Origin of the sequence: Parahaliea mediterranea (assembly GCF_003402235.1) — a bacterium.
GTDB lineage: Bacteria > Pseudomonadota > Gammaproteobacteria > Pseudomonadales > Halieaceae > Parahaliea > Parahaliea mediterranea.
Window position 1 is genome coordinate 785754 of sequence record NZ_QEWO01000002.1, and the last position, 24370, is coordinate 810123.

The window sequence follows — 24370 nt, forward strand, 5'->3', positions numbered from 1 at the left end:
GCGCGCCCGGGACTACCCGTCGGAAGAATCAGGAACCCAACCATGACCGTGCTGAAAACCCGCATCAATCCCCGCGATGAGAGCTTCCTGGCCAATCGCGAGCACATGCAAGTCCAGGTGGATGATTTAAAAGCGAAGGTGGCCGAAGTCCATCAAGGGGGCGGCGCCAAGGCCCGCGAGCGCCACACCGCCCGCGGCAAACTGCTGCCACGGGAGCGCCTGAACGCCCTGCTCGACCCCGGCGCCCCGTTCCTGGAGCTGAGCCAGTTGGCCGCCTACCAGGTGTACGACAGCCCGGTGCCGGGCGCCGGCATCATCACGGGCATTGGCCGGGTCGCCGGGCAGGAGTGCATGATTTTCATCAACGACGCCACGGTCAAAGGCGGCACCTACTACCCGCTGACGGTAAAAAAGCAGGGCCGCGCCCAGACCATCGCCCAGGAAAACCACCTGCCCTGCCTCTACCTGGTGGACTCCGGCGGCGCCTTCCTGCCGCTGCAGGATGAAGTCTTCCCCGACCGCGAGCACTTTGGCCACGCCTTCTACAACCAGGCGCGCATGTCGGCCATGGGCATCCCCCAGATTGCCGCCGTGCTCGGCTCCTGCACCGCTGGCGGCGCCTACGTGCCGGCCATGGCGGATGAGAGCATCATCGTCAAAAACCAGGGCACCATCTTCCTCGGCGGCCCACCGCTGGTGAAAGCCGCCACCGGCGAAGTGGTATCCGCCGAAGAGCTTGGCGGCGCCGACGTACACTGCCGCACCTCCGGCGTCACCGATCACTACGCCAACAACGACCACCACGCCCTGCAACTGATGCGCAACGCCGTGGGCCGCCTCAACCGGGTCAAGCCGGTGAGCATGGACATCCGCGAGCCAGTGGAGCCGGCCTACCCGGTGGAGGACATCTACGGCGTGATTCCCGCCGATGCCAAGCAGCCCTTTGATGTGCGCGAAGTGATCGCCCGGGTGGTGGACGGCTCCGAGTTCGACGAATTCAAGGCCCTCTACGGCGAAACCCTGGTCTGCGGCTTCGCCCGCATTCACGGCTACCCGGTGGGCATTGTTGCCAACAACGGCATCCTGTTCGGCGAATCCGCAGTCAAGGGCGCGCACTTTGTAGAACTGTGCGCCCAGCGCAAAACACCGCTGGTGTTCCTGCAGAACATCACCGGCTTCATGGTGGGCAAACAGTACGAGGCCGGCGGCATCGCCCGCCACGGGGCCAAGATGGTGCACGCGGTGGCCTGTGCCGACGTACCGAAGTTCACGGTCATCATCGGCGGCTCCTTCGGGGCGGGCAACTACGCTATGTGCGGCCGCGCCTACGACCCGCGCTTCCTGTTCATGTGGCCCAATGCCCGCATCTCGGTGATGGGCGGCGAGCAGGCCGCCGGCGTACTGGCCACGGTCAAGCAGGACCAGCTGGCACGCGACGGCGTGACCATGAGCGAGGAAGACATTGCGGCCCTGAAAAAGCCCGTACTCGAACAGTACGAACGCCAGGGCCATCCGTACTACGCCTCGGCCCGCCTGTGGGACGACGGAGTGATCGACCCGGCGGATACGCGCATGGTGCTGGGGCTGGCTATTTCGGCGTCGCTGAACGCGCCGGTGCCAGAATCCCGCTTCGGCGTGTTCCGCATGTAAGGACAGACAACCATGAACCAGCAAACCGTTGGCACCCACATCGACACCAATGGGGTGGCCACCATCAGCCTGAACCGGCCTGACAAACACAACGCCTTTGATGACACCATCATCGGCGAACTGCACGCCGCCTTTGAGGCAGTGGCCGCCCGCAATGACGTGCGCGTCGTGGTGCTCGCCTCCCAGGGCAAAAACTTCTCCGCCGGCGCCGACCTCGGCTGGATGCAGCGCATGGCCAACTACGACTATGCCCACAACCTGCAGGACGCCCGGGCCCTGGCCGCCATGCTCAAAGCGCTCTACGCGCTGCCGCAACCCACCATCGCCCGGGTACAGGGCGCGGCCTTTGGCGGCGCCGTGGGGCTGGTGAGCTGCTGCGACATGGCCGTGGCCAGCAACGATGCCAGCTTCGCACTGTCGGAAGTTAAAATCGGACTGGTTCCCGCCACCATCAGCCCCTTTGTTATCCGCGCCATTGGCGAGCGCGCCGCACGACGCTACTTCGTCACCGGCGAGCGCTTCAGCGCCCAGGAAGCCCACCGCCTGGGGCTGGTGAGCGAACTCGCCGGCAGCGCTACCCTCGATGAGCGACTGACTGACCTGATCAACCACATTCTCGGCAACAGCCCCCAGGCCGTGCGCGCCGCGCTGGAGCTGGTGCACGCTGTCAGCGGCAGGCCGATATCACCCGAGCTGGTGGAAGACACCTGCACGCGCATCGCAACCATCCGCGTATCGGAAGAAGGCCAGGAAGGTCTCTCTGCCTTCCTCAACAAACGCTCACCGAGCTGGAAACAGGACTGAGCCATGTTCAGCAAACTACTGATTGCCAACCGCGGCGAAATCGCCTGCCGTGTCATCAAAACGGCAAAGCGCCTGGGCATTGCCACCGTGGCCGTGTATTCCGACGCCGACCGCGACGCCCTGCATGTGCAACTGGCCGACGAGGCCGTACACATTGGCCCGCCGCCAGCGCGGGAATCCTACCTGCTTGGCGAGCGCGTTATCCAGGCTGCATTGGATACCGGGGCCGAAGCCATACACCCCGGGTATGGCTTTCTCTCCGAGAACGCCGGCTTCGCCCGGGCCTGTGAAGCGGCGGGCATCGTGTTTGTGGGCCCGCCGGCCAGCGCCATTGATGCCATGGGCTCCAAGTCCGCCGCCAAGCAGATTATGGAGCAGGCCGGTGTGCCGCTGGTGCCGGGCTACCACGGCGACGACCAGAATCCAGCAGTACTGAAAAAAGCCGCCGACGACATGGGCTACCCGGTGCTGTTAAAGGCCACCGCCGGCGGCGGCGGCAAGGGCATGCGCCAGGTATGGAGTGCCGGCGAATTCGATGAAGCGCTGGCCGCCGCCCAGCGCGAATCACTCGCCGCCTTCGGCGACGACCGCATGCTGGTGGAAAAATACCTCACCAAGCCGCGCCACGTAGAGGTGCAGGTGTTCTGCGACAGCCACGGCGAAGGCGTCTACCTGGCCGAGCGCGACTGCTCGGTGCAGCGCCGCCACCAGAAGGTGATCGAAGAGGCCCCCGCCCCCGGCATGACCCCCGGCCTGCGCCAGCAGATGGGGGATACCGCGGTGCAGGCGGCGCGGGCAATCGACTACGCCGGCGCTGGCACGGTGGAATTTCTGCTCGATGAAGACGGCAGCTTCTACTTCATGGAGATGAATACCCGCCTGCAGGTGGAACACCCGGTCACCGAGATGATCACCGGGCAGGACCTGGTGGAGTGGCAGCTGCGCGTTGCCAGCGGCCAGGCCCTGCCGCTCACCCAGCGGGACATTACCCTGAAGGGCCACGCCTTCGAGGCGCGCATTTACGCCGAAGACGCCGCCAACGACTTCCTGCCAGCCACCGGTACCCTCGCCTTCCTGCAGCCGCCGGAAGAATCCGAATTTGTGCGCGTCGATACCGGTGTGCGCCAGGGCGACGAGATCAGCGTCTACTACGATCCCATGATCGCCAAGCTGATTGTGTGGGACGAGTCCCGCGAGCGGGCCCTGCAGCGGCTGGCCTCGGCCCTCGCCGAATACCGCATTGGCGGCACGGTGACCAACGTGGACTTTCTCTACAACCTGGCCACCGCCCAGCCCTTTCGTGCCGCCGAACTGGATACCGGGTTCATTGAGCGCCACCGGGCGCTGATCTTTCACGCGCGGGAGCAAGACATCGCAGGCGAGGTGCCGCTGGCCGCCCTGGCACTGCTGCTTTATCGCCGCCAGCAGGTGCGCCCCCGCGCCTGCCTGGACCCATGGACCCCCTGGGCGTCACATAACGCATGGCGCTTGAACGAAGCCCACGCCCAGCACTTGGACATTCGCTGCCACGATCAGGACTTTGCCATCACCGCCGACTGGCTGGGGGATGCCTGGCGCATTCACAATGGCAACCAAAGTACCGTGGTTAAAGTCCAGCTGGAAGGTGATGTGCTCAGCTTCGAGGTGGACGGACACCGCCAACGCGGCACCCTGGCCGCCACCGGCGACAGCTTTGTGCTGTATTTGGCAGGCGGGGCCATCAGCTTCAACGAAGTACCACCCGACACGGGCGAGACCGACAGCAGTGGTGCCGCCGGCGGCCTGAGCGCGCCGATGAACGGCACCATCGTCAACCTGCTGGTGGAAGCCGGCACCGCGGTGGAGCAAGGCCAGGCCCTGCTGGTGATGGAGGCGATGAAAATGGAGCACACCATTCGCGCCCCTGCCGCCGGCACCGTCGATGGCTTTTACTACCAGCCGGGCGAGTTGGTGGACGGCGGCGCCGAGTTGGTGAACTTCGTACCAAAGGACAGCCCATGACACTGCCCACATCCGTCACACTGGTGGAGGTCGGCCCCCGGGACGGCCTGCAGAACGAAGCAACCACCATTGCCTTGCAGGACAAACTGCAACTGATCCAGGACCTCGCCGCCGCCGGGCACCGGGTGATTGAAGCGGGCAGTTTCGTCAATCCCAAGTGGGTGCCGCAAATGGCAGACAGCGAAGCCGTGTTCGCCGGCCTCACCCGCGCGCCGGGTGTACGTTATACCGCCCTTACCCCCAACCTGCAGGGCTTTGAACGGGCCCTGGCGGCCGGGGCCGACGAAGTGGCCGTTTTCGGCGCCGCCTCAGAGCGCTTCTCACAAAAGAACATCAACTGCAGCGTTGCCGAGAGCCTGCAGCGCTTTGCCCCCGTCATGCAGGCGGCGGCACAGCACAACATCCCGGTACGCGGCTACGTATCCTGCGTGCTGGGCTGCCCCTATGAAGGCGACATCGCCCCCGAAAAAGTGCGCGAAGTCAGCGCGGCATTACTGGACATGGGCTGCTACCAGGTCTCCCTCGGCGACACCATCGGCACCGGTACCGCAGGCAGCACCGCAACACTGCTTGAGCACCTGCTTGCCACCCTGCCTGCCGAGCGACTGGCAGTACACTTCCACGACACCTACGGCCAGGCCCTGGCCAATATCCTGGTCGCCCTGCAGCACGGCATCACCACCATCGACGCCTCCGTCGCCGGCCTCGGTGGCTGCCCCTACGCCAAAGGCGCCAGCGGCAACGTGGCCACCGAAGACGTGGTCTACCTGCTGGATGGCCTGGGCATCGACAGCGGCATCGATCTTACTGCCCTGGTGGCCGCCGGTGCGCGTATTTCCAAGGTTCTGGGGCGGGAGCCCGTCTCGCGCAGTGCGCGGGCGCTGCTGGCAAAGGGGAGTTGATCGACAACGCTCGACACTGGCTGACGGCAATCGCCGGTGGCAGCAGGCTCAAAAGAACGCAGCGTCAAGCGCGCTCTGTATCACGACGAGCGAACAGCGCCTTGGCTTTCAGCGTCATAACAAGCTCGCCGGCCTGATTTTCCAGGTGACAGTCGGTAAACACCACGCCCCGATCCGGCTTGGAGCGAGACGGGCGCACTTCGGTGACCCGTGCCTCACCCCGCAGTTCATCGCCAGGGCGTACCGGCAGCAACCAGCGAATCTCGTCAACCCCCGGCGAACCCAGGCAAGAGGAGCTACGCAGAAAACCGTCGTACTGCATGCGCATGAATACCGCCGTCGTCATCCAGCCACTTGCCACCAGGCCGCCAAAGATGGAGTGCTGCGCCGCCTCGGCATCCACATGAAAGGGCTGCGGGTCATACTGACGCGCAAAAGCCAGGATTTCCTCCTCACTCACCCGATACGGCGGCAGCACTATCGACGTGCCCACCTCGAAGTCTTCGAATGCCCAGCGTATGGCTTCCGACATGGCTCAATGCCTCCTGTTAAGACCGAAAAATAGCTGCGCAGAATTGTACATGGGAGCTGGCGTCGCACTCAGTGGTTACCCAATCCGCTATCCTGTTAGCCAGCTCAGCATACCCGAAGGCGGTGTTTCCCACCGCCCTGCCCTGCCAGACTCCCCCGATACATAAGGTGGTGTTACTGGCCTCCGGTAGGCTGCACGAGAGACTGAAGCCCCACCTGTTTGCGTATGTTTGCGCCTGTTTGCTGCTGTTTGCGCTTAAAGCAACGTTCTTTCCAAGTCGGTGTTATTGAATCAATACCGTGCGACGATATTCTGCCAACAGCGTGCCTGCACATGACTCATTCTAACAAGGTGCCGGCCGGGCACCCGAGGGACACCTACTTTCCATGAACAGCCTGATCAACCTGCTGCGCTCCATTGTTGGCCCCACCGCGGTGATCGCGGCGGGCACCATGGGTGCGGGTGCCGTCGCGTCGTTTCTTCTCGCCGGTGCCTGGTTCCGCTATGACTTGCTGTGGGTCATCCTGCTGATGCTGCCTGTCTTTGTGGTCAGCACAGATACGGCTTCGCGCATTGGTTTCCTGAACACACGCGAGGGCATGTTCTCGCTGATTAGGCGGCAGTTACACCCCGGCGTGGCCTGGTTCTTGCTGTTCATCAATGTGCCGGTGCACTTTCTGATTGTGATGGGCCAGATGTCGGTCATGACATCTGCCCTGTTGTCTGTGTTCGGATTCCACCCGCCCGGTGCCGGCGCCAGCTCGGACTACCTGCAGGGTTACCGGATAGCGGAGGTGATTCTCAGCCTGGTGTGCGGCGGCGCCATCCTCTGGTTGGTACTTGCCCAGGGCTACGAGCGCATGCAGAAAGCCATGAGCCTGCTGATGGTGCTTATGTTTTTCTGTTTCCTGATGGTGGCGCTGCGCGGTATGACAGAACTCCCGCAAATACTGGCGGGCTTCATCCCCAACCTGCCTGAGGATGTTTCCCGCGCTGGCGATGCGCCACCCCGCGTTGCTACCAGCTCTATTATTGCCATGGTCGGTGCCGCTATCGCACCCGCTGCGCTGCTCGGCATGCCGTACCTGCGGGCGGATGACAACGGCGCCCACCGCGACCTGCGCCGCGACCTGCGTGACTCAGTGGTCAACCTGGGGCTGATCTTTGGCGCCTATGCTATTTTTATCGTGATCGCCGGTGGCTTTGCATTGTATCCCCTGCCCAATCACGCTGAGATCGAAGCGGTGCACCAGGCCAGCGGCGTGCTGCAGGACGCCTTCCCTGCGGCCCTCGCCTTTGCCGGGCCAACCATTTTCTCTCTCGGCGTATTCATGGCTGCGGTGACCACACTGGTCGTTGCCGCACAGCTGTCGGTGTACTTCAGTCTCGATATGTTTCGCCGCAACTGGCGCTTTACCGCGGATAACCACCTCTATCACCGGGTGCTGGCGGTTTTCATCATGGCCGCAGCCCTGCTCGCGCCTTTCTGGAGCTTCCCCGCACTGCTCAAGGTCGTGCTGCTGATGGGCGTCAACGTGGTGGTGATACCGCTGGTCTTTGTCATCGTCATCTACATGATCAACCGCCCCAGCGTGGTCGGCAGCCACACCGCAGAGTGGTGGCGCAACGCGCTGCTGGTGGCGGGGCTTGTTACGTCCATTGCCCTGGCGGTGGACAAGGTGCCCCACTATCTCACCATTTTGCTGCCCTGATACTCACTGGAGGATCTCGCCATGAGCGACAAACAACGCCCCCTGTTCAAGCGCGCTGACCACGTGTCGCTGACCGTGACCGACCTTGACGCCACCGTCGCCTTTTACACCGAGGTATTCGGCGCCACGCTGCGCTACCGCATGGGACCCTTCGACGCCGCCGAAATCCCCCTGATGGACGACGGTCGCGACTGGACGGAGGCTCATGTGAACGTGCCGGGGGCACGCCTGCACATTGCGATGTTACAGCTGACCGACAATCTTGGCATGGAACTGTTCCAGTACGATAAGCCAGCCGATGCTGCAACCACGCCACCACGCAACTGCGATGTTGGCGCGCGGCACCTGTGCCTGGAGGTGGCTGACGTACAGGCAGCGGTGAATTACCTGCAGGCGCATAAATGCCAGGTTCTGGCAGGCCCCATTGTGTCTGAGGATGGCCCTGCCCCTGATTCCCTGTCCTGGTACGTACTGGACCCCTTTGGCCACCAATTGGAACTGGTGCAGTACACCTGAGCAGGGAAACCAACGATGCCAATCACACGCCGTAGACACTCAAGCCGCATACGCCTTGCCGCAGCCGCCTTGTGCCTGCTGGTAGCGGCACTAAGCGAGGCAGCGGAGCGTCCACTCACGCTGGACGCCATCTTCTCTAGCGACGATTTCGCCAACCCACTGCCGTCAAGCCTGCGTTGGCGCGATGACAGCACCGCCATCACCTACATTGATGCCAACTCCGGAGCGTTGCAGAGCCGCCCGGCAGACGGCGGCGAACCCACCACGCTGTTGGCCGCCCCCAGCCTGCAAGATGGCAGTAAAGCCCTGACCGCCACCGCGGCCACCTGGAGCCCCGACCTGACCTATGCCCTCATCGAAACCGATGCGCGCACCAGTTGGGATGGCCACACCGAAGGCGTCTACTACGTCTATAACCGGAAAACAGGCGACCTGCGGGCACTGGCGGGTGGCGCCGTAGTGCGTTATGCCGAACTCGCACCAAACGGCCAGCATGTGGTGTATGTTCTCAATAACAACCTGTACTTGGCAGACACCCGTGGCGGCGAACCCGTAGCAATAACCCGCGATGGCGGGGAGCATGTATTCAACGGCGTGTTCGACTACGGCAGTAGCGAATTCGGCCAGCGCAAAGCCTGGCACTGGTCACCGGATAGCGCACAGATCGCCTTTTGGCGTCTTGATGCCACCGACGTACCCACCTACCCGCTGATTGACGAGCTGGGGAAGTACAGCGAAGTACGCCGATTTCACTACCCCAATACCGGCGAAAGGCACGCCATTAACCGCATTGGCATCTATCGCATAGGCGACGGCTCTACCCGTTGGCTGGACACCGCCCACGACCCTGACGACTACCTGCCCCGCGTCGATTGGGACGACACGGGGCGCTATCTCTTCGTTCAGCATCTCACGCGCAATCACAAGCAGCTGCGCCTGTTGCGTTTCGACCTCGAACAGGGCGACCACACGGTTGCACTCACCGACACTGATCCTGCCTGGATCGACATTACCGACGACTTTACCGCCCTGCCCGGAGATAGCGGCGAATTCCTGTGGACCTCCGAGCGCAGCGGCTACCGTCATATCTACCGCTACCAGGATGGCAAGCTGCTGCCGCTCACCAGCGGCGAATGGTCCGTCGATGCCATCATTGGCCTATCCACTACAGAGGCAACCGTCTACTTTTATGCCAAGAAGGACTCGCTTGTCGATCAGCACGTCTATCGCGTTCCCCTTTCGGGCGGCGAGGTGACCCGGGTAACCGAGCCCGCGGGATGGCACCAGTGGCAACTGTCACCCAATGGCCAGTATGCCGTTGCCACTCACTCGACGGCCAACCGCCCTCAGGTCGTGCGGCTACGCAACCTGGCGAGCGGCAACAGCGTGCCACTGGCGAACAAACCGGTCGCCGGCATGCTCGACTACGCCCTGCCGCAAACAGAGTTCATCCAGTTTAAAACCGATGACGGCGTCACTCTCAACGGCTATTTCATCAAGCCGCTGGATTTCGACCCCAACAAACAATACCCGGTTATCGCCTACGCCTACGGCAATGCCGGCTCGCAGATTGTGGTCAATCGCTGGGGCACCCAGCGCGGCGCGAGCCAGGATCTGTGGCACCGCTACATGGCCCAGCAAGGCTATGTGATCTTTGCCATGGACAACCGCACCACCACAGGCCGAGGAAAGGCCGCCAAGAATCTGACCTATGGCCACTATGGCAAATACGCAGTGCTGGACGAACTGCAGGGCGTGGCCTACCTGAAGACCTTGCCCTGGGTAGACCCAACGCGCATTGGGTTCTGGGGCTGGAGCGGTGGTGGCTACCTGGCGGCAGCGCTCATGACCAAAGGCGCCCCCCACTTCAAAGCGGCGGTTAGCGTAGCGCCGGTCATCGACCTGACGCGCTACCAGGCTGTGGGAGTCGAGCGCTGGATGGGAACACCGCAAGACAACCCCGAAGGCTACGCCGCTGTCAATCTGATGAATTACGCCGATCGCCTGCAGGGCAAGCTGCTGTTGATGCACGGCACCGGCGACGAGAACGTCAAGTTTGCCTTCACCCTGCAATTTGTAGACGCCTTGATTGCCGCAGACAAACAGTTCGACATGGTGGTTTACCCCAACCAGCGGCACACCATCGCCGGTGCGCGCAAACATGTATTCAGTACCATGACCCGCTATTTTGAACAAAACCTGTAACCCCGCTGAGGAGCAGACGCCCATGAGCAAACAGACCATCAATCCCCAAACGCTGTATGCCAGCACTCAGTACGGCTTCTCCCATGCCGTAAAGTCCAGCCGCAACACCACTATCCACTGTGCAGGCCAGGTGGCCTGGGACAAGGACTACAATGTGGTCGGTGGCAACGACATCGGCGCCCAGGCGCGGCAAGCCCTGGCCAACCTGAAGGAAGTGCTGGCAGCAGCTGGCGCCGGTATCGAGGATATCGTCCGCCTGCGTACCTATGTGGTGAATCACCAGCCCGAGTATCTTGAGCCCATCGGCATGGCCCTCGGCGAGTTTTACGGTGATGTCACACCGGCGGCCAATACCTGGATCGGCGTGCAAGCACTGGCCATGCCCGATTTTCTGGTGGAAATTGAGGCAACCGCCGAAATAAACGAATCAGCCCTTCTATAGAATACAATGGCCACATTTCACGTGAACCGGCGCCGCCTGTTGCAGATGGGTGCTGCCACGGCCCTGCTATCCATTCCCGGCTTGCGCGCCTCCACACAAGCCCCATTGCAGCGGTCCACTGCCCAGGGCCCGGTAACGGGGGTCGAGCATTCGGATAGCTTCGCCTTCTACGGAATTCCTTTCGCCGCCGCACCCGTGGGGGACCTGCGTTTTCGTGCACCGCGGGAACCGCTACCGCGGCATCGGCCACTGAGGGCTACCAATTTCGCGTCCGCGCCAATGCAAAGGCAACCCAGGCCTGGCCTTTACATGGACGGCCCAATGCCGCTGTCCGAAGACTGCCTGCACCTGAATATCTGGACCCCCAAAGAGTCCGGCCCACATCCCGTCTATGTCTGGATTCACGGCGGCGGCAATGTGGCGGGTGCCAGCCGGATGCCGGTGTTCGATGGCAACCGCCTTGCCCGCCACGGCATCGTTTGTGTCAGTGTCAGTTATCGGGTCGGCGTATTCGGCTTCCTCGATGTCAGTTCCATCCTTGGTAGCGATTACGCAGGCAGCGGCAATAACGGCCTGCTGGACATCGTGCAAGCGCTGCAATGGGTGCGCGCGAACATTGCAGAATTTGGCGGCGATCCGGATGCGCTGACCATCGGCGGCCAAAGCGCGGGCGGAAAGAACGTGTGCTCTTTGCTGACACTTCCCGCTGCCAGGGGCCTGTTCCGGGCCGCGATCTGTGAAAGCGGCGGTGCCGAAACCGCAATGACCGCCGAGCGCGCGCATAGGATGGCCGGTGATTTCGAAACCGCCGCCGATGGCCTGGACCTTCTGACAGCGCCACCCGCAGCGTTACTGGAGGCGCAGATCCGCTTTAGTGCGGGCTGGGACCGGAAATACCCGTTCCGGGCAATCATCGATGGTATCCATCTGAACGATGTGCCGCTTTATGCCATGCGCGACGGGAAAGGCATTGACGTGCCAGTGCTGATGGGTACCACGCGGGACGAAAGCGCCTTCTTTGGCCCGAACACCGATGGCAGCGGTACGGTGGTGCAGGATGACATCGCCAACATGGCGATCAAGCGATTCAACGCGATTTACGCCGAATACGATGCGGCCCTGCCCAACGCGACACCAACCGAGCGCCGCTATGCCGCGCTGACCGCCGAAGAATACTGGATACCGACGATCCGCGCCGCCGATATGCTGGCAGCCGCGGAGCACAAGGTGCATGTCTATCGCCTGGATATGGCGCGGACCCGGCCACCAAATGCAGGATATGCAGTTCACGGGTCAGAACTGCCACTGGTCTGGTCAAAGCTGGATGACCCCCGTTCTGCAGAACTGGGGCCCGAAGGGCCAGCGGCACGACAACTGTCCGATCTGATGCATTCCGACTGGGTCCAGTTCATCAGAACGGGAAGGCTGCGTGAGGATTGGCCCACCTATGACACCGGGCGCGCAACGATGATCTATGATGCGGATACGCGAATAGTGAACGACCCCGATGCAGACCAGCGCCGCCTCTGGCCTGCAATGGCGTTCGATTTCCCGCTGTAAGTATCGCAGTCATAGTCAGCGCCGACGCCTTTCTGTGCTTGGCAAAGAACGGACCGACCACAGGAGAGACCGGCCCGGGACATTGCCGGCCGGGATAGTCGCTCCCCGCTAAGGTTCGCCCAGTATCCCCGCCGGCAGTAAACTGTCAGTGCTTGACCGGAAAAACCCTGCCATCGGCCAGCTTCAACGCGTTGCCGTCAAAACTTGCTGTCAGTGACACGTCGCGCAGATTCTGCACCAGACCTTCGACACCTTCAGACCAGCGAATCACTTCAAGGGACATCCGTTTACCTTCCTGGCGATAGGTTCCGTAACCCGTTACCGCGCTTTTTTCGTCACCATTGACCAGCACAAAGTAGCCACCGGCGAAGGCCAGCATGCCGTTTTCCAGGGGATAGATATCAGCCCCGGTCGCGTCACCCATTTTTTCCAGGTTCTGCACAGTACCGCTGCCAAACACCAGGGTCATCTCCTCGCCGTCGCGGGAAACATCGAGATCGTGCTCGGTGACACCGGCGTCGGAGAGTGGAGTGTCGCCAACCGGAGCGAGACCCAGGGTCTGGCCCACCTTGAGCTGGATACCTTTTTCGGTCGTCTTGTAAGTACCGGTATGCGCCATCGATTGTTGCTGCGCATAGGGCTCGCCATTGAACACAGCCTGCTGCAGGAATTTACCATCGGCCATCAGAAAAACACCGGTCAGGGGCATGTCTTTGCCACTGGAACTCGTCAGTCCGGTGTATTTCCATAGCCCCTCCACCGGGCCCGGCGCACCCTCGGCGTGAGAAGCAGCAGGGAGCAGGAGCAGTCCGAGAGCGGTAGCACCGCCCAACAGGAGTTGTTTGGTCAGGTTTTTAAGGCTTTTCATAAGGTTATCTCTTTCGTTGTCATCAGGAAGTGCCCGGGCGTGCCAACTACCGGGCCAGTTCGTTGCGATAGACTTCGCCGCCCTTCATCACCATGCGAATATCGCGCAGCGCCTTGATATCACGGGTCGGATCGGAGGACAGGGCAACAATGTCCGCATACTTGCCAACTTCCAGCGAACCTATATCGGCATCGGCACCGAGCATGCGTGCCGGCTGAATGGTGGCGGCCTGCAAGGCCTCCATGTGGGACATGCCTGCCTCCACATAGTATTGCGCCTCGCGGGCGGTAGCAGTGGTGCCATCATTGGGCTCCTGGGGTAGCTGATCGGTACCCAGGGCAATGTTCACGCCTTCATTAATGGCCGTCTGCAGCATTTTCCAGTGCTCTTCGCCGGTGGAGTTGCGGCGCTCCAGATACCAGTCGGGCGAGCCGATACGGGTAAAGAAGGGCTCCGAGGCCGGCTGACTCACCACGATGGTCGGCACCAGCCACGTACCCTGCTTTTTCATCTTGCGCAGGATGTCGCGATCCAGGAAATAGCCATGCTCGATACTGTCGACACCGGCATCCACCGCCACATCGGTTGCAATGGAGGACCCGGAATGAGCGGCCACCTTGGCCCCGAAACGGTGCGCGGCATCGACAACGGCGTTGATTTCCTCCGGTGTCATCAAGGGCTCGGCGATGCCACCCCCGTCGGTCGCTATGCCGCCGGAAATCAGGATCTTGACCCAGCTGGCACCGCGGCTGATCTCCCGCCGCGCTTTCTTGATAAGCTCATACGGGCCATCGGCGAAGGTTTCACCGGGTGCAGAGCCATGGCCTCCCGTAATCGCCAGGTACTCCCCGGCGCTGAAAATCCGCGGGCCTACATAATCACCGTGCTCAATCGCCGCTTTCACTGCCATGTCACCGCGGGCGTGCTCGCCGGGCATACGAATGGTTGTTACGCCGGCTTCCAGTGCACCCTGGGCATTGGCCATCATGCGCAGCGCCAGGGCGCCCGATGATTCATTGGCCAGTTCCGCTTCCATTTTCCCCGGCAGAATCAGCCCCAGGTGAACATGCATGTTCATCAAACCCGGAATCAGCCAGGTACCGCTGGCATCCACCCGGTCAGCACCTTCAGGCACATTCACCTCACCGCGCCTGCCGATGGCGGTAATGCGCTCGTCTTCAACAAGCACCACCGCATCCTTGAGGATGTCGCCGCTGCTGATGTCCACTACGTTGCCGCCAACAACTGCACGGAGTTCCGCCAGTGCAACGGGGCTGGCCAGCAACGGCATCAACATCGCAAACCACAGTGTTCGCACGCTTTTCATTGTCATCTACCTCATCTGTTTTCTGGTTTTCCGGGGGTATATATTCACTGGCGGCTGGCGGTCGCAATCCAGCGGTCGATCTGTTGCTCCAACAGGTGCAGCGGCACCGGCCCGCTGCGCAGAACCAATGCGTGGTAGTCGCGGCTGTCGAATTGCTCACCAAGGCCCGCTGCGGCGCGCTCACGCAACTCAAGCAGTTTACCCATGCCAATTCTGAAGGCGGTGGCCTGCCCGGGCACAGCCAGGTATCGGTCCACCGCCCTTTCGTTGTTCTCAACTGAACTCGCCGTGTTGTCATTGAGATAGGCGATGGCCTTCTCACGCGACCAGCGCCTGGCATGCAGCCCGCTGTCCACCACCAGACGGCAGGCACGCCAGAGCTCGCCGGCCAGGCGACCAAATTGGGCATAAGGGTCCTGATACAGTCCCATATCGTTTGCGAGCGACTCGGCGTACAGGGCCCACCCTTCGGTGTAGGCGGTATTCTGCCACCAGGTGTAATACTGCCGGATGGCGGGAATGGCTGGTTCAGTCTGCATCACCGCTGCCTGCAGATGGTGGCCCGGCACCCCTTCATGGAAGAGCAGCGCGGGCAAATCGTAACGGGCAGCCCCTGCCATGTCATACATGCCAAGGTAGACCGTGCCCAACTTGCCTTCAGCAACATTACCCGCCTCATAAAAGCCAACTGGCGCAGACTTCTCCCGATAGGCCTCGATTCGCTTGACCCTCAGCGGCGCGGGAAGCTCCCCGGGAATCACCTCACCTACCCGCGCCACAGCGCCATCGACCAGTTGCTGGGCCAGTGCAAGATAGGCGGAGCGGCCCTCGCTGCTATTGTCGAAATAGAACTGGGGATCGGTTTTGAGATGCGCTAGAAAGTCCTTCAAGTTGCCATCGAAGCCCACCTGCTCACGGATGGCATCCATCTCACGATGCAACCGCTCGACTTCAGCGAGCCCCAGTGCATGCACCTCATCGGGACTAATGTCGGTGGTGGTGTACTGACGGAGCAGAAACCGGTAGAAAGCATCGCCATCGGGCATGCGCCAGACACCATCGTTGCCCCGCGCCCGGGCCTGCTCCGCTTGCAGCTCTGCCACCAGGCGCGCATAGGCTGGCGCGAAGGCGCCATCGAACGCTGCACGAGCACCCTGCAACAGCGCCTGGTGTTGCGCCTCAGGCAATGCCAACTTCTGCAACTTGCGCTGGAAATCACTCAGGATCACATTGTCATCACCCACACCGCTTGCGATGGATTGGGCTGACTGGATCAGGCGTGGAAACAACGCAGCGGGCAGCTGGAAACCCCGGGCTTCACGAACCTTGAGCGCAGCAATCAACTGATCGACCGGCTCACCAACACTTGCCAGCCTATGTATATAGGCTTCCGCTGCAGCAACGTCATCGACGGTATGGTAGTTGACCAGCACGCCAGTAATTTCAAGGTGCAGGCCGACAATCTGGTTGATGGGATTGATATGGTAGCGCCAGCGGTCGCGCTCAAGGCGCAGGTTGAGATCCGCCTCGAAGGCGCTGTAATTCAGTTGGGCAGTGCTATCAAGTTGCTCCGCATCAATATCACGATGCAGGCGCGTAAGATCAGCGCGCACCTCGGCCACGCCGCGTTCATAGGCCTCTGCCGAAAGATCTGGCCAGGCATCCATGCCGCTGCGCCTGCCCAGTTTGGTCGCCAGTATCGGATCACTCTGAACACGGCGTTCGTAAACGGCATCAAGCATGTCATCGAGCTTCTGCGCCTCGGTGGATAGAGCCGACAGCGGGAGCAATAGCAATAACAATAGACAGCTGAATTGGCTGCGCCAGACCATTGTGCGATTGAAGATCACGTTTGCTGATTCCCCGTTCAGAATGAGTGCGCAGCACTTCCACCAAGCAACGCCGGCAGATCGGGGACCGGGATTGGCCCGGCCTGCAACACGGCATCCACCAACGCTCGCTGATTGAATTTATCGCCCTGTCGTTCCTGCTGCTTGCGCCAAAGCTGCTGAAACTGGTGATAGCCGACGAAATAGTCCGTTAGTTGCATCGGTGAATTGACAACCCGCTGCCAAAGGTTGACCGCAAACTGCGGCGCCAGCAATCCGCGTTCCACCGCGAAGGCCGCCACTTTATCCTCGCCCCAGCCACGGGTATGAACCATTACGCTGACGTAGCTGCGGGTCGCATTCTCCAGGCGCTTGCGGTAGTGGGCCAGCCAGGTCAGTGGATCATCATCTCCCCAGCCCGCCTCCAGCATCAGCACCTCGCTGAAGCTGCCCCAGCCTTCCACGTACGCGCCGTTGGCAAAGATGGAGCGAATCGGCGGCGCGTGGGTTACCGCCACCTTGTACTGCATATAGTGTCCCGGGAACATCTCGTGGGAGATGATCATGGTATTAAAATGCGTGTTGAATGAGCGATAGAAGCCTTCAGCAACGATTGGACTGACATCGGCCGGGATGGAGGGCAGGTAAAACAGCGTATTCGACTGCGGCATGAAGGGACCTGCGGGATAGACACCACCCACCGCCGCACCCGCGAAATGATCCGGTGAACTGGCGATAAGGAGAGTCGTTGGCTGTGGCACTGTCGCCAACTGCTTCTCGCGCACGAACTGCTCCGCCGCGTGGGTCATGTCACTGAACTGTTGCAGGAAGTCAGCACGATTGTCTGCGCGGTCGCCCTCCATGGCCGAGAGCGCCGCGGCGAGCAGCGCTGCGTCATCGGGTGCGGGCGCTGCATCACGGCGTGTGTGTCGCCACCATTCCCTTGCAGTGGCAACCATGCGTTGCCGAACCTGATCTATCTCTGCCAGGGCATGCTTGGCCAGCGCCTCGGGCGTCAGGCGGCCGTCGCTGCGCTGCTCGAGTCGCGCTGCATAGCGCGCTTCACCCATGGATGGCGAGTCCACCGCCACAGGCAGCACTTTTTGCCCAATGTGGCGGCGCAGGGCGCGCACCGCTTGGGCCGTATCGCGGGCCGCCGAAGATAACGCTGGCTCGGCTGCGCCCTCCTGCGGTAGCAACAGCGTCGGCAATGCATCCTGGAAGAAGTCGGCGGTCGCTTCCAGTGAACGCATGGCGGACTCACTACGCAGGCGATTTCCGGCTGTAAGTTCACGGCGTCCCTGCTCACAGAGTGTACGGATACCGGCGAGCCTGGCCAAAACCGCATCGCGCTTCTGCGCCAGTGTCAATCGCTCGCTTACCAACAGGTAGGTCAAGGCCTGGGAGATCTGTTCGGCATACCATTCAGGTTGGTTCTGCAGGGGGTGATCATCCCGCCACAGCGCCAGTTCAGCGTTCACCTGCCGCGCCAGCACCATGGCGTCTATGCGGTCACTGGCATCAGCAGGTGTGGCCCTGGCAGCCAGTTCATCCCTCAGAGCCCGGTTTGCACTGCGCCATTGCGCGAGATTGTTATCGGAATAATCTTCAAACTGCGCGGCTGCCTCTTGCGATCCTTCGGCGAAGGCGCGCGTTGGATAGAAGGCGGTCCACAGGGATAGATAGCGGTCAGCCAGTTCGTCGATCGTTGCGGAGTTCGCTGCGGGGATACAACACCCGAGCACGAGAATACCGAGCAGGCGATTGCAGAATTTTCGCGGGAATGCCGTCATCCAGATGACCACCTTTAGCAGAGTCCGGTGAGAAAAGAGCGCGGGGGCGCCGAGTAACCACCCCCGCGAAAGCGTCGACCTGGGTCAGACGGCGGTCAGTTGAAGTTGTACTTCACCCGCACACCGTAGGTCTGGAACGAGGGCTCAATAAACAGGCCACTCATAAACGCCTTTTGGTAAGCATTGGTGTAGTACTCCTCATCCAGCGCATTCTCGATATAGGCAACCACTGAGTAGGTGTCGTTCTCTACACCGGCGCGAAGGTTGACCACATCATAGCTTGGCACTTCCCAGGGGAATCCGGTATTGATCAGCGCCGTGGTAGACGGGCGCACCTCGTCGCGGTAGTTCCACTCTGCGCGTACAAAACCGCGCAGATTATCCGTTACGGCAAAACCGTACTCCGCATCGGCCGATGCGGTCCAACGTGGCGCATTGGGGATGGTCTTGTCGTCAAGAACCCGGTTCTCACCATCGATGAACGCCGTGAAGGTATCGAACTTGGCATCGAGGTAACCAATACCGAAGTTGACCACAAAATCTTCACCCAGCACTGCGGTACCGCTGAGTTCTGCCCCTTTGGAGGTCGCCTGCTCGGCATTGTCGATACCGCCAAAGAGAATGAAGTTGCCCTCATCATCCGTGCCGGCCTGCTGGAAGGAGGCCTGCATATCTTTCCAATCCATGTAGAACACGGCGGTATTCAAACGCAGGCGGCGCTCGAAGAACTCACCCTTCATCCCGACTTCGTAGTTCCACAGGGTTTCTGGCTCATAGGATTGGGCCGACTCGAAGGGCGCGTCCTGTACACCACCGGATTTGAAGCCCTTGGAAATCGTCGCGTAGAGCGTGACCTCCTCATTCATGGCGAAATCGGCGGATACCTTGGGCGAGAAGTCATAGAACGTATCTTCATAACTGACTTCGGTCACCAGGGCGCCGGAGAAGCCGAGAATGGTGGCGGTTTTGGTCTCCTCGCTGTAGCGACCACCGGCAGACAATGTCAGTCGCTCGGTGATCATGTAGTCCACCTGGCCGAAGGCTGCCCAGTTTTCGGCTTCATGCTCGGAATCTTCACTGTCGATCAGGAAGCCACCTGGCAGGCCGAAGCTCGGTAGCCCCGCATCACCCACGTAGGTTTTGTTGTCCATGGTGCCTTCGTCTTTGGCGTACAGCAGGCCTACGTTCCAGTTGAAAGCGGAGTCGTTGGCACTCTGCAGACGGAATTCCTGGCTGACGCTCTTGCGCGGCACGGTGCGGTACTCGCGCAGGTAGTCCACGCTGCCGCCATCAATGTCACCCTGCAGGAAGAAGTCCGACTCCATCCAGCCGGTGATGCTGGTGAAGGTCATGCTGTCCATGGCGTAGTCGAGCCGGCCCACCAGGTACTTGAACTCGGTGCCCACATCCTGGGGCGCATTGAAGTTGACCTTGTCCTGGTTATCCGGATAAAAGCCCACACCATCCGGGTCGGGATCAGCGAGGCCATCGCCATCGCGGTCGGGAAAGTCAGAGAACAGCGTGCCACCGGCAAAGGTGGAAAACACTCCGGACGGCACGCCTTCGCGCATCCCGACGTTCTCGTCGGCGTAGCTACCGAAGACGTTGATGGTCAAGGCATCGGTAGGGGTATAAAGCACAGACGCCTTGGCATATTGGTACTTGGAGTCGTTGCCACCGCCGATGGGGTTGATGTTCTCAATGTTGCCGTCAGACTCGGACTGCTTGAGATTGACCCGCGCGGCCAGCACATTCTCAATGATGGGAATGTTCAGGACACCTTCGACATCATAGGTATCAAAGCGGGAATAGTCCGCCATGATGGAACCTTCCAACTCGTCGGTGGGCTTGTTGGAGGTGATGCTGATACCGCCACCCAGTGCGTTGCGTCCGAAGTAAGTGGCCTGCGGCCCACGCAATACCTCGATACGCTCAATGTCCATCATCGGTGGGTTAATGCTGGCACTGGACACACTGAAACCATCAACATAGAAGCCGAAGGTGGAAGTCCGGATGGCGTTGTTCTGGCCAACAAAGTTGGTGACCCCGCGAATACTGATATCCCGGCGCGATCGTGCACCGGCGGAGGTAAAGCTGGCATTCGGGGTTTTCATGACGTAGTCAGTCACATCCCGGAACATGTTCTTCTCGACCGCCTCGCTGGTGAAGGCCGAAATGGCGATGGGCACATCCTGCAGGTTCTGCTCCCGCTGCTGGGCCGTAACAACAATCTCTTCGATTTGGGCCATGGCTGAAGGGGCGATAATCCCCGAGGCGATTGCGACATTGGCAGCCAGTACAGTGCGAAGTGCGGCAACGCTCCGGCGCGATGCGGCCGGCTTATTGGTGGTATCCAAAATATCTCTCCCGTTTGTGATTTTCAGTGACATGCGTGTCAAGCGGCGCCAATGCGCAGTACTGAATCGTTGATTATTTTTTGACGTATGCGTCCCACATTGCCAAAACACTTAGACGGGAAAGTGCCTGCCAGAGCCTCTGTTGTGGGTATCGCCAGTGCCAGAACAGCCCGGGGCAAGAAATGTCTCATGCTGGCATGCTCCTACTTCTTCGTCAGGTGTTTCCGCTGCACCCGACTCTTAGACGGGCAGGTTGCAGGGACGACAGATTCATTCGACAAGATTGCACCCATTGTTTCAATAACAGCAAAAGCTACTGTTTGTTGCTTCTGCCGCAAACTAAATCACTGGGTTGACGAGACCACGCAATCCGCCGGGAACGGCAAAAATGGGGCATATCAAGCGACAAGCCCGCTGCAAACAGCAGCGCTTGCAGGGGAGAAAACGACACGGGCGGATTGGCAGCAGCCCCCAACGCACCAGTGGGCCAGGTCGGTCCTGCCCAATACGAAAAGGGGAAGAAATCAGGTTTCGACGGCTTCCTCGGCGGCCTTGAGGAAACCTTCAAGGCTCAGCAGCAGGCGGTAGGCACCGATCGGTAATTGCCGCCCCACCCGCGTAATCAGGCTGGTCTTGGTGGAATTAAGAATCGAATTGTCCGTGTCCAGGGCATACAGCGCGCCCGACAGCAGTTCCTCATGCACCACCAACTCCGGCAGAATGGAGATGCCGCGCCCGGACTTTACAAAGTCCATCAGCAAGGTCAGGGAATTGGTTTGCAGGGACGCTTCGAGAAAGGCGCCATCTTCCTGCTCCGCCGCGTGAATGAGCTGGCGAATACGATAGCCCTCGTCGGCAAGCCCGATGCTTTCCGATGCAATATCCCGCAGGTTGACCCGCTGCCGCTGGCTGAGCGCATGGCTGCGATTGACAATAACCTTCAGGGGCTGGGGAATCACCAGCCGGGCCCTCACTTTGGGCTCGCGGGGAATATCAAAAATCAGCCCCATGTGGGCCTCGTCCTCACGCACCCGCTCCACCACACGGGTGGTGTTGCCCACCTGCACCTGCACCTCCATGCCAGGGTAGCGCTGCATGAAGTCATCCAGCAGGTCGCTGAACGACTGGGTGACGAAGGCTTCGCCCACCGCCAGCGATATCTTGCCGGTGCGGATGCTCTTCATCTCCTTGATCCGCGACAGAAAAGCCTCTTCCTGGGAGAGCTTTTCCCGGTAGTACTGACAGGCGGCCTCTCCGGCCTCAGTGAGGCGAATGCGACGACGCCCCTTCTCAATCAACGCCAGCCCCAGTTCCTGTTCCAGTTCAGAGATCTGGCGACTGACTGATGAGGTGGCCACATCGAGCTTTTCACTCGCGGCGCGCATGGTCCCGAGTTGGGCCGATTCAAACAGGTAGCGCAAGCGCACGTCACTGGGCATGGCGGGTAACCTTTGGCAGCGGTGTGGTAGAGCAGGCCTTGGCAATCGCTCCACAAGCGCGCCGGCAGCCGTCACAGAGCCTCGCCTGCCGCTACCTCAGGCCATTGTTTGCCTTTCAGGCAACAAAAATCACAGTCTATTGTTATTGAATGAAAAATACTATCGATTACCTTGGCGCGGTATCAGGCAGCCGACCCTTTCGGCTGACAGAGACACCGCGCCTGTCCTTTAGGAACTGCTGGCAGTCTGGCCGCCATCAACCGGACCGCTGCAATGAATCACGGGTGGGCGCCTATCCCTAACCCCTGGGCTGGAGACCCCGCATGGATCGAAATTCGGTTGACTGGCGCGGCTATATTCCCGCGTTGACCACCCCCTTTACCGCCGACGGCGCCTTTGACATCGAGGCTACCCGGCAACTGCACCGCTGGGTCTACGACAACGGCGTCCACGGCTTCATCATCATGGGCACCCAGGGCGAATGGTTCAGCATGAGTACCGAGGAAAAGCACGCACTGATGCATGTGGCCGGGGACCAGTTTGCCGGCAAGCTCACCCTCATTGCGGGGTGCAGTGCCTACACGGCAACAGAGGTCTTGCAGAATATCGAAGTCGCGCGCGCCGCCGGCATGGACGGGGTGTTGCTCACCGCGCCGCCCTATATAATGCCTACCGAAGAGGAAATTTATCGCTTTTTCGAAGAGGTCAGCGACAACAGTGCCCTGCCGATTTGCGTTTACAACTGGCCCCCGGGTACGCATGTCGACCTGTCGCTACCCCTGCTGACCCGACTTGCGGACCTGGACAAAGTGGTGGCCATCAAAAATTCAACCCCCAACCTTCGCCACTTTATGGACGTTTTCTTTACCCTCAAGGATAAAGTCCGCGTTTTCGGTATCCCCATGAACGAGTTGGGCATTACCCTCACGCAGCACCACAATGCCGACGGCACCATGGGCGCGGGTGCCGTTCTGGGGCCCGACCAACCCGGGTTTTTCAACGCCATCTGGGAAGGTGACATTCAGCGCGCGCGACAGTTGGGGCAGCGTGACAGCACCATCATGAAGGACTGGTTCACCCCCGGCCTCACCGGCCGCTTTGGCTCCGCCCAGTCGATCTTTAAGGAGGCGCTGAACCAGCTCGGGCAACCCGGGGGTCATCCCAGGCGCCCGATTCTGCCGCTGGACGACAGTGGCGTGGAGAAGGTGCGCGCGACCCTCGACAAACTGGGCCTGCTCGCCAGCTGATGCACTACGATGCCCTGGTGATTGGCGGAGGGCTGGCAGGCTGCGCCACTGCCTGCTACCTCGCCGAAGCGGGGCTTTCTGTGGCGCTGCTGGAGCGCGGTGAAATCAACCGTGGCGCTTCCGGCCAGAACGCGGGGTCCCTGCACTTCCAGCTTGAGCACCGGCTGATCCACCACGCCGATGCGCTCGCAGACGAGCTGCAACACTATGTCGCCCTGACACAGGTAGCCATAGACCACTGGCGCGGCATCGAGGCCGAACTGGAAAGCCCGCTTGAACTGGCCATGCATGGGGGGCTCATGCTGGCTGAAACAGACGAAGATATTGGGCTTCTGGAGCGCAAGGCCGCCATCGAACAGGCACAGGGACTGGAAGTCACCCTGCTGGACGCGGCTCAAACCCAGGCCCGCGCGCCCTACCTCAGCCCGGCCGTGCGCGCCGCCCTTTACTGCCCCCACGAAGGCCACTGCAACCCAAGGCTCCTGACCCCCGCCTACGCGCGCAAGGCAAAGCGCCTTGGCGCGAGTATCGTCACCCACTGCGCGGTAACCGAGACCCGCCGCCAGGGCAACCGCTGGCGGGTTCGCGGCGCTTTGGGCAGCGGGGAGGTTTGCGAATGGACGTCTGATGTCCTGGTCAATGCGGCAGGCGCCTGGGCCATGGACCTTGGCCGCATGGCGAATCTGCACCTGCCAGTCTTTCCGGTGGGCCTGCTGATGAACGTGACCGAGCGCACCGCGCTGTTCATACACCACCTGATCCAGCATGTGGGGCGCAGGCTGTCCATGAAGCAGGTGGACGATGGTAACGTCCTGATCGGCGGCGGCTGGTCGGCACGCCTGCCGCAACAGCATGGACAGTGGCTGCCGGGGCGCCCCCAGGTTGACATGGCGGCCCTGCGCGCCAACCTGCGCACCGCCCTCGCCGTGGCTCCTGGCATTGAATCGCTGCGGGTGCTGCGCAGCTGGACAGGCACCACTGGCATCACCCCGGACCAGCTGCCCCTGATTGGAGCTGTTTCGCGCGCGCCGGGCTACTATGTTGCCGCCGGCGGCTCCGGCTTCACCTACGGCCCCACCTACGCCCGGCTGCTGTCGGAGCTGATCACCCGTGGGGAAGCCTCCCATTCACTGGCGCCCTACTCACCAGATCGCTTTGCACACATGAACATGTTTATGGGATAGCC

At 61.2% G+C, this 24370-nt stretch carries 18 protein-coding genes; 11 read left to right on the forward strand and 7 right to left on the reverse strand.

What is annotated here, in order from left to right; translation table 11 throughout:
- The first annotated feature begins 42 nt into the window (after positions 1–42).
- The 4 genes from DDZ17_RS08960 to DDZ17_RS08975 are packed head-to-tail and all read left to right on the forward strand — an operon-like array spanning position 43 to position 5357.
- Positions 43–1650: a carboxyl transferase domain-containing protein gene (locus tag DDZ17_RS08960; RefSeq protein ID WP_116365940.1), complete on the forward strand. Its 1608-nt coding sequence runs from the start codon at positions 43–45 to the stop codon at positions 1648–1650.
- A 12-nt stretch (positions 1651–1662) separates the two neighbouring features.
- Positions 1663–2454, forward strand: coding sequence for an enoyl-CoA hydratase/isomerase family protein (locus DDZ17_RS08965; RefSeq protein WP_116365942.1), 792 nt, complete (start codon positions 1663–1665; stop codon positions 2452–2454).
- A 3-nt stretch (positions 2455–2457) separates the two neighbouring features.
- Positions 2458–4455 (forward strand): acetyl/propionyl/methylcrotonyl-CoA carboxylase subunit alpha, encoded by a 1998-nt coding sequence (locus DDZ17_RS08970; protein ID WP_116365944.1) that lies wholly within the window; start codon positions 2458–2460, stop codon positions 4453–4455.
- Positions 4452–5357, forward strand: coding sequence for a hydroxymethylglutaryl-CoA lyase (locus tag DDZ17_RS08975; protein ID WP_116365946.1), 906 nt, complete (start codon positions 4452–4454; stop codon positions 5355–5357). Before DDZ17_RS08970 ends, DDZ17_RS08975 begins: the two co-directional genes overlap by 4 nt.
- Positions 5358–5421: 64 nt before the next feature.
- Here DDZ17_RS08975 and DDZ17_RS08980 read toward each other — a convergent pair whose 3' ends face one another.
- The gene (locus DDZ17_RS08980; RefSeq protein WP_116365948.1) at positions 5422–5889 is read right to left on the reverse strand and encodes a MaoC family dehydratase; all 468 of its coding nucleotides are present in this window, start codon (positions 5887–5889) and stop codon (positions 5422–5424) included.
- Positions 5890–6275: 386 nt separating this feature from the next.
- On the opposite strand from DDZ17_RS08980, the gene DDZ17_RS08985 reads away from it, so the two are divergent.
- Genes DDZ17_RS08985 through DDZ17_RS09005 form a run of 5 tightly spaced genes read left to right on the forward strand, consistent with a single transcriptional unit; the run spans position 6276 to position 12324 of the window.
- Positions 6276–7601 carry an NRAMP family divalent metal transporter gene (locus DDZ17_RS08985; protein ID WP_116365950.1) on the forward strand — a complete coding sequence of 442 codons (1326 nt, stop codon included), beginning with the start codon at positions 6276–6278 and terminating at the stop codon, positions 7599–7601.
- A gap of 21 nt (positions 7602–7622) precedes the next feature.
- Positions 7623–8117, forward strand: coding sequence for a VOC family protein (locus tag DDZ17_RS08990; RefSeq protein ID WP_170150189.1), 495 nt, complete (start codon positions 7623–7625; stop codon positions 8115–8117).
- Between the two features lie 15 nt (positions 8118–8132).
- On the forward strand, positions 8133–10322 hold the full coding sequence (locus tag DDZ17_RS08995; RefSeq protein ID WP_116365952.1) for a S9 family peptidase: 2190 nt from the start codon (positions 8133–8135) through the stop codon (positions 10320–10322).
- Positions 10323–10344: 22 nt separating this feature from the next.
- Complete coding sequence (locus DDZ17_RS09000) at positions 10345–10764, forward strand: RidA family protein (RefSeq protein WP_116365954.1); 420 nt, start codon at positions 10345–10347, stop codon at positions 10762–10764.
- Between the two features lie 45 nt (positions 10765–10809).
- Positions 10810–12324 carry a carboxylesterase/lipase family protein gene (locus DDZ17_RS09005; RefSeq protein ID WP_241505850.1) on the forward strand — a complete coding sequence of 505 codons (1515 nt, stop codon included), beginning with the start codon at positions 10810–10812 and terminating at the stop codon, positions 12322–12324.
- A 145-nt stretch (positions 12325–12469) separates the two neighbouring features.
- Here the strand turns inward: DDZ17_RS09005 and DDZ17_RS09010 are convergent, their stop codons facing one another.
- The 6 genes from DDZ17_RS09010 to DDZ17_RS09035 form a co-directional block, all read right to left on the reverse strand.
- Complete coding sequence (locus DDZ17_RS09010; RefSeq protein ID WP_157976554.1) at positions 12470–13192, reverse strand: hypothetical protein; 723 nt, start codon at positions 13190–13192, stop codon at positions 12470–12472.
- A 46-nt stretch (positions 13193–13238) separates the two neighbouring features.
- Positions 13239–14519 carry an amidohydrolase family protein gene (locus tag DDZ17_RS09015; protein WP_116365960.1) on the reverse strand — a complete coding sequence of 427 codons (1281 nt, stop codon included), beginning with the start codon at positions 14517–14519 and terminating at the stop codon, positions 13239–13241.
- A gap of 44 nt (positions 14520–14563) precedes the next feature.
- The gene (locus tag DDZ17_RS09020) at positions 14564–16369 is read right to left on the reverse strand and encodes a DUF885 domain-containing protein (protein WP_157976555.1); all 1806 of its coding nucleotides are present in this window, start codon (positions 16367–16369) and stop codon (positions 14564–14566) included.
- Between the two features lie 17 nt (positions 16370–16386).
- Positions 16387–18141: a DUF885 family protein gene (locus DDZ17_RS09025; RefSeq protein ID WP_116365964.1), complete on the reverse strand. Its 1755-nt coding sequence runs from the start codon at positions 18139–18141 to the stop codon at positions 16387–16389.
- A 95-nt stretch (positions 18142–18236) separates the two neighbouring features.
- The gene (locus DDZ17_RS09030; protein WP_241505834.1) at positions 18237–20390 is read right to left on the reverse strand and encodes a TonB-dependent receptor; all 2154 of its coding nucleotides are present in this window, start codon (positions 20388–20390) and stop codon (positions 18237–18239) included.
- Between the two features lie 632 nt (positions 20391–21022).
- The gene (locus tag DDZ17_RS09035; RefSeq protein ID WP_116365967.1) at positions 21023–21937 is read right to left on the reverse strand and encodes a LysR substrate-binding domain-containing protein; all 915 of its coding nucleotides are present in this window, start codon (positions 21935–21937) and stop codon (positions 21023–21025) included.
- A gap of 323 nt (positions 21938–22260) precedes the next feature.
- Here DDZ17_RS09035 and DDZ17_RS09040 point away from each other — a divergent pair, with 323 nt between their 5' ends.
- Both DDZ17_RS09040 and DDZ17_RS09045 read left to right on the forward strand, forming a co-directional pair.
- A complete protein-coding gene (locus DDZ17_RS09040; protein WP_116365969.1) occupies positions 22261–23184 on the forward strand; it encodes a dihydrodipicolinate synthase family protein in 924 nt (307 codons plus the stop codon).
- Positions 23184–24368, forward strand: a complete 1185-nt coding sequence (locus tag DDZ17_RS09045) for an NAD(P)/FAD-dependent oxidoreductase (RefSeq protein ID WP_206613488.1) — start codon at positions 23184–23186, stop codon at positions 24366–24368. Before DDZ17_RS09040 ends, DDZ17_RS09045 begins: the two co-directional genes overlap by 1 nt.
- The last annotated feature ends 2 nt before the right edge of the window (positions 24369–24370 follow it).

Excerpts from the sequence above, each read along its gene's own strand:
- DDZ17_RS08960 (WP_116365940.1), top strand. The coding sequence starts at position 43 with ATGACCGTGCTGAAAACCCGCATCAATCCCCGCGATGAGAGCTTCCTG.
- DDZ17_RS08965 (WP_116365942.1), top strand. The coding sequence starts at position 1,663 with ATGAACCAGCAAACCGTTGGCACCCACATCGACACCAATGGGGTGGCC.
- DDZ17_RS08970 (WP_116365944.1), top strand. The coding sequence starts at position 2,458 with ATGTTCAGCAAACTACTGATTGCCAACCGCGGCGAAATCGCCTGCCGT.
- DDZ17_RS08975 (WP_116365946.1), top strand. The coding sequence starts at position 4,452 with ATGACACTGCCCACATCCGTCACACTGGTGGAGGTCGGCCCCCGGGAC.
- DDZ17_RS08980 (WP_116365948.1), bottom strand. The coding sequence starts at position 5,889 with ATGTCGGAAGCCATACGCTGGGCATTCGAAGACTTCGAGGTGGGCACG.
- DDZ17_RS08985 (WP_116365950.1), top strand. The coding sequence starts at position 6,276 with ATGAACAGCCTGATCAACCTGCTGCGCTCCATTGTTGGCCCCACCGCG.
- DDZ17_RS08990 (WP_170150189.1), top strand. The coding sequence starts at position 7,623 with ATGAGCGACAAACAACGCCCCCTGTTCAAGCGCGCTGACCACGTGTCG.
- DDZ17_RS08995 (WP_116365952.1), top strand. The coding sequence starts at position 8,133 with ATGCCAATCACACGCCGTAGACACTCAAGCCGCATACGCCTTGCCGCA.
- DDZ17_RS09000 (WP_116365954.1), top strand. The coding sequence starts at position 10,345 with ATGAGCAAACAGACCATCAATCCCCAAACGCTGTATGCCAGCACTCAG.
- DDZ17_RS09005 (WP_241505850.1), top strand. The coding sequence starts at position 10,810 with ATGGGTGCTGCCACGGCCCTGCTATCCATTCCCGGCTTGCGCGCCTCC.
- DDZ17_RS09010 (WP_157976554.1), bottom strand. The coding sequence starts at position 13,192 with ATGAAAAGCCTTAAAAACCTGACCAAACAACTCCTGTTGGGCGGTGCT.
- DDZ17_RS09015 (WP_116365960.1), bottom strand. The coding sequence starts at position 14,519 with ATGAAAAGCGTGCGAACACTGTGGTTTGCGATGTTGATGCCGTTGCTG.
- DDZ17_RS09025 (WP_116365964.1), bottom strand. The coding sequence starts at position 18,141 with ATGACGGCATTCCCGCGAAAATTCTGCAATCGCCTGCTCGGTATTCTC.
- DDZ17_RS09030 (WP_241505834.1), bottom strand. The coding sequence starts at position 20,390 with ATGGCCCAAATCGAAGAGATTGTTGTTACGGCCCAGCAGCGGGAGCAG.
- DDZ17_RS09035 (WP_116365967.1), bottom strand. The coding sequence starts at position 21,937 with ATGCCCAGTGACGTGCGCTTGCGCTACCTGTTTGAATCGGCCCAACTC.
- DDZ17_RS09040 (WP_116365969.1), top strand. The coding sequence starts at position 22,261 with ATGGATCGAAATTCGGTTGACTGGCGCGGCTATATTCCCGCGTTGACC.
- DDZ17_RS09045 (WP_206613488.1), top strand. The coding sequence starts at position 23,184 with ATGCACTACGATGCCCTGGTGATTGGCGGAGGGCTGGCAGGCTGCGCC.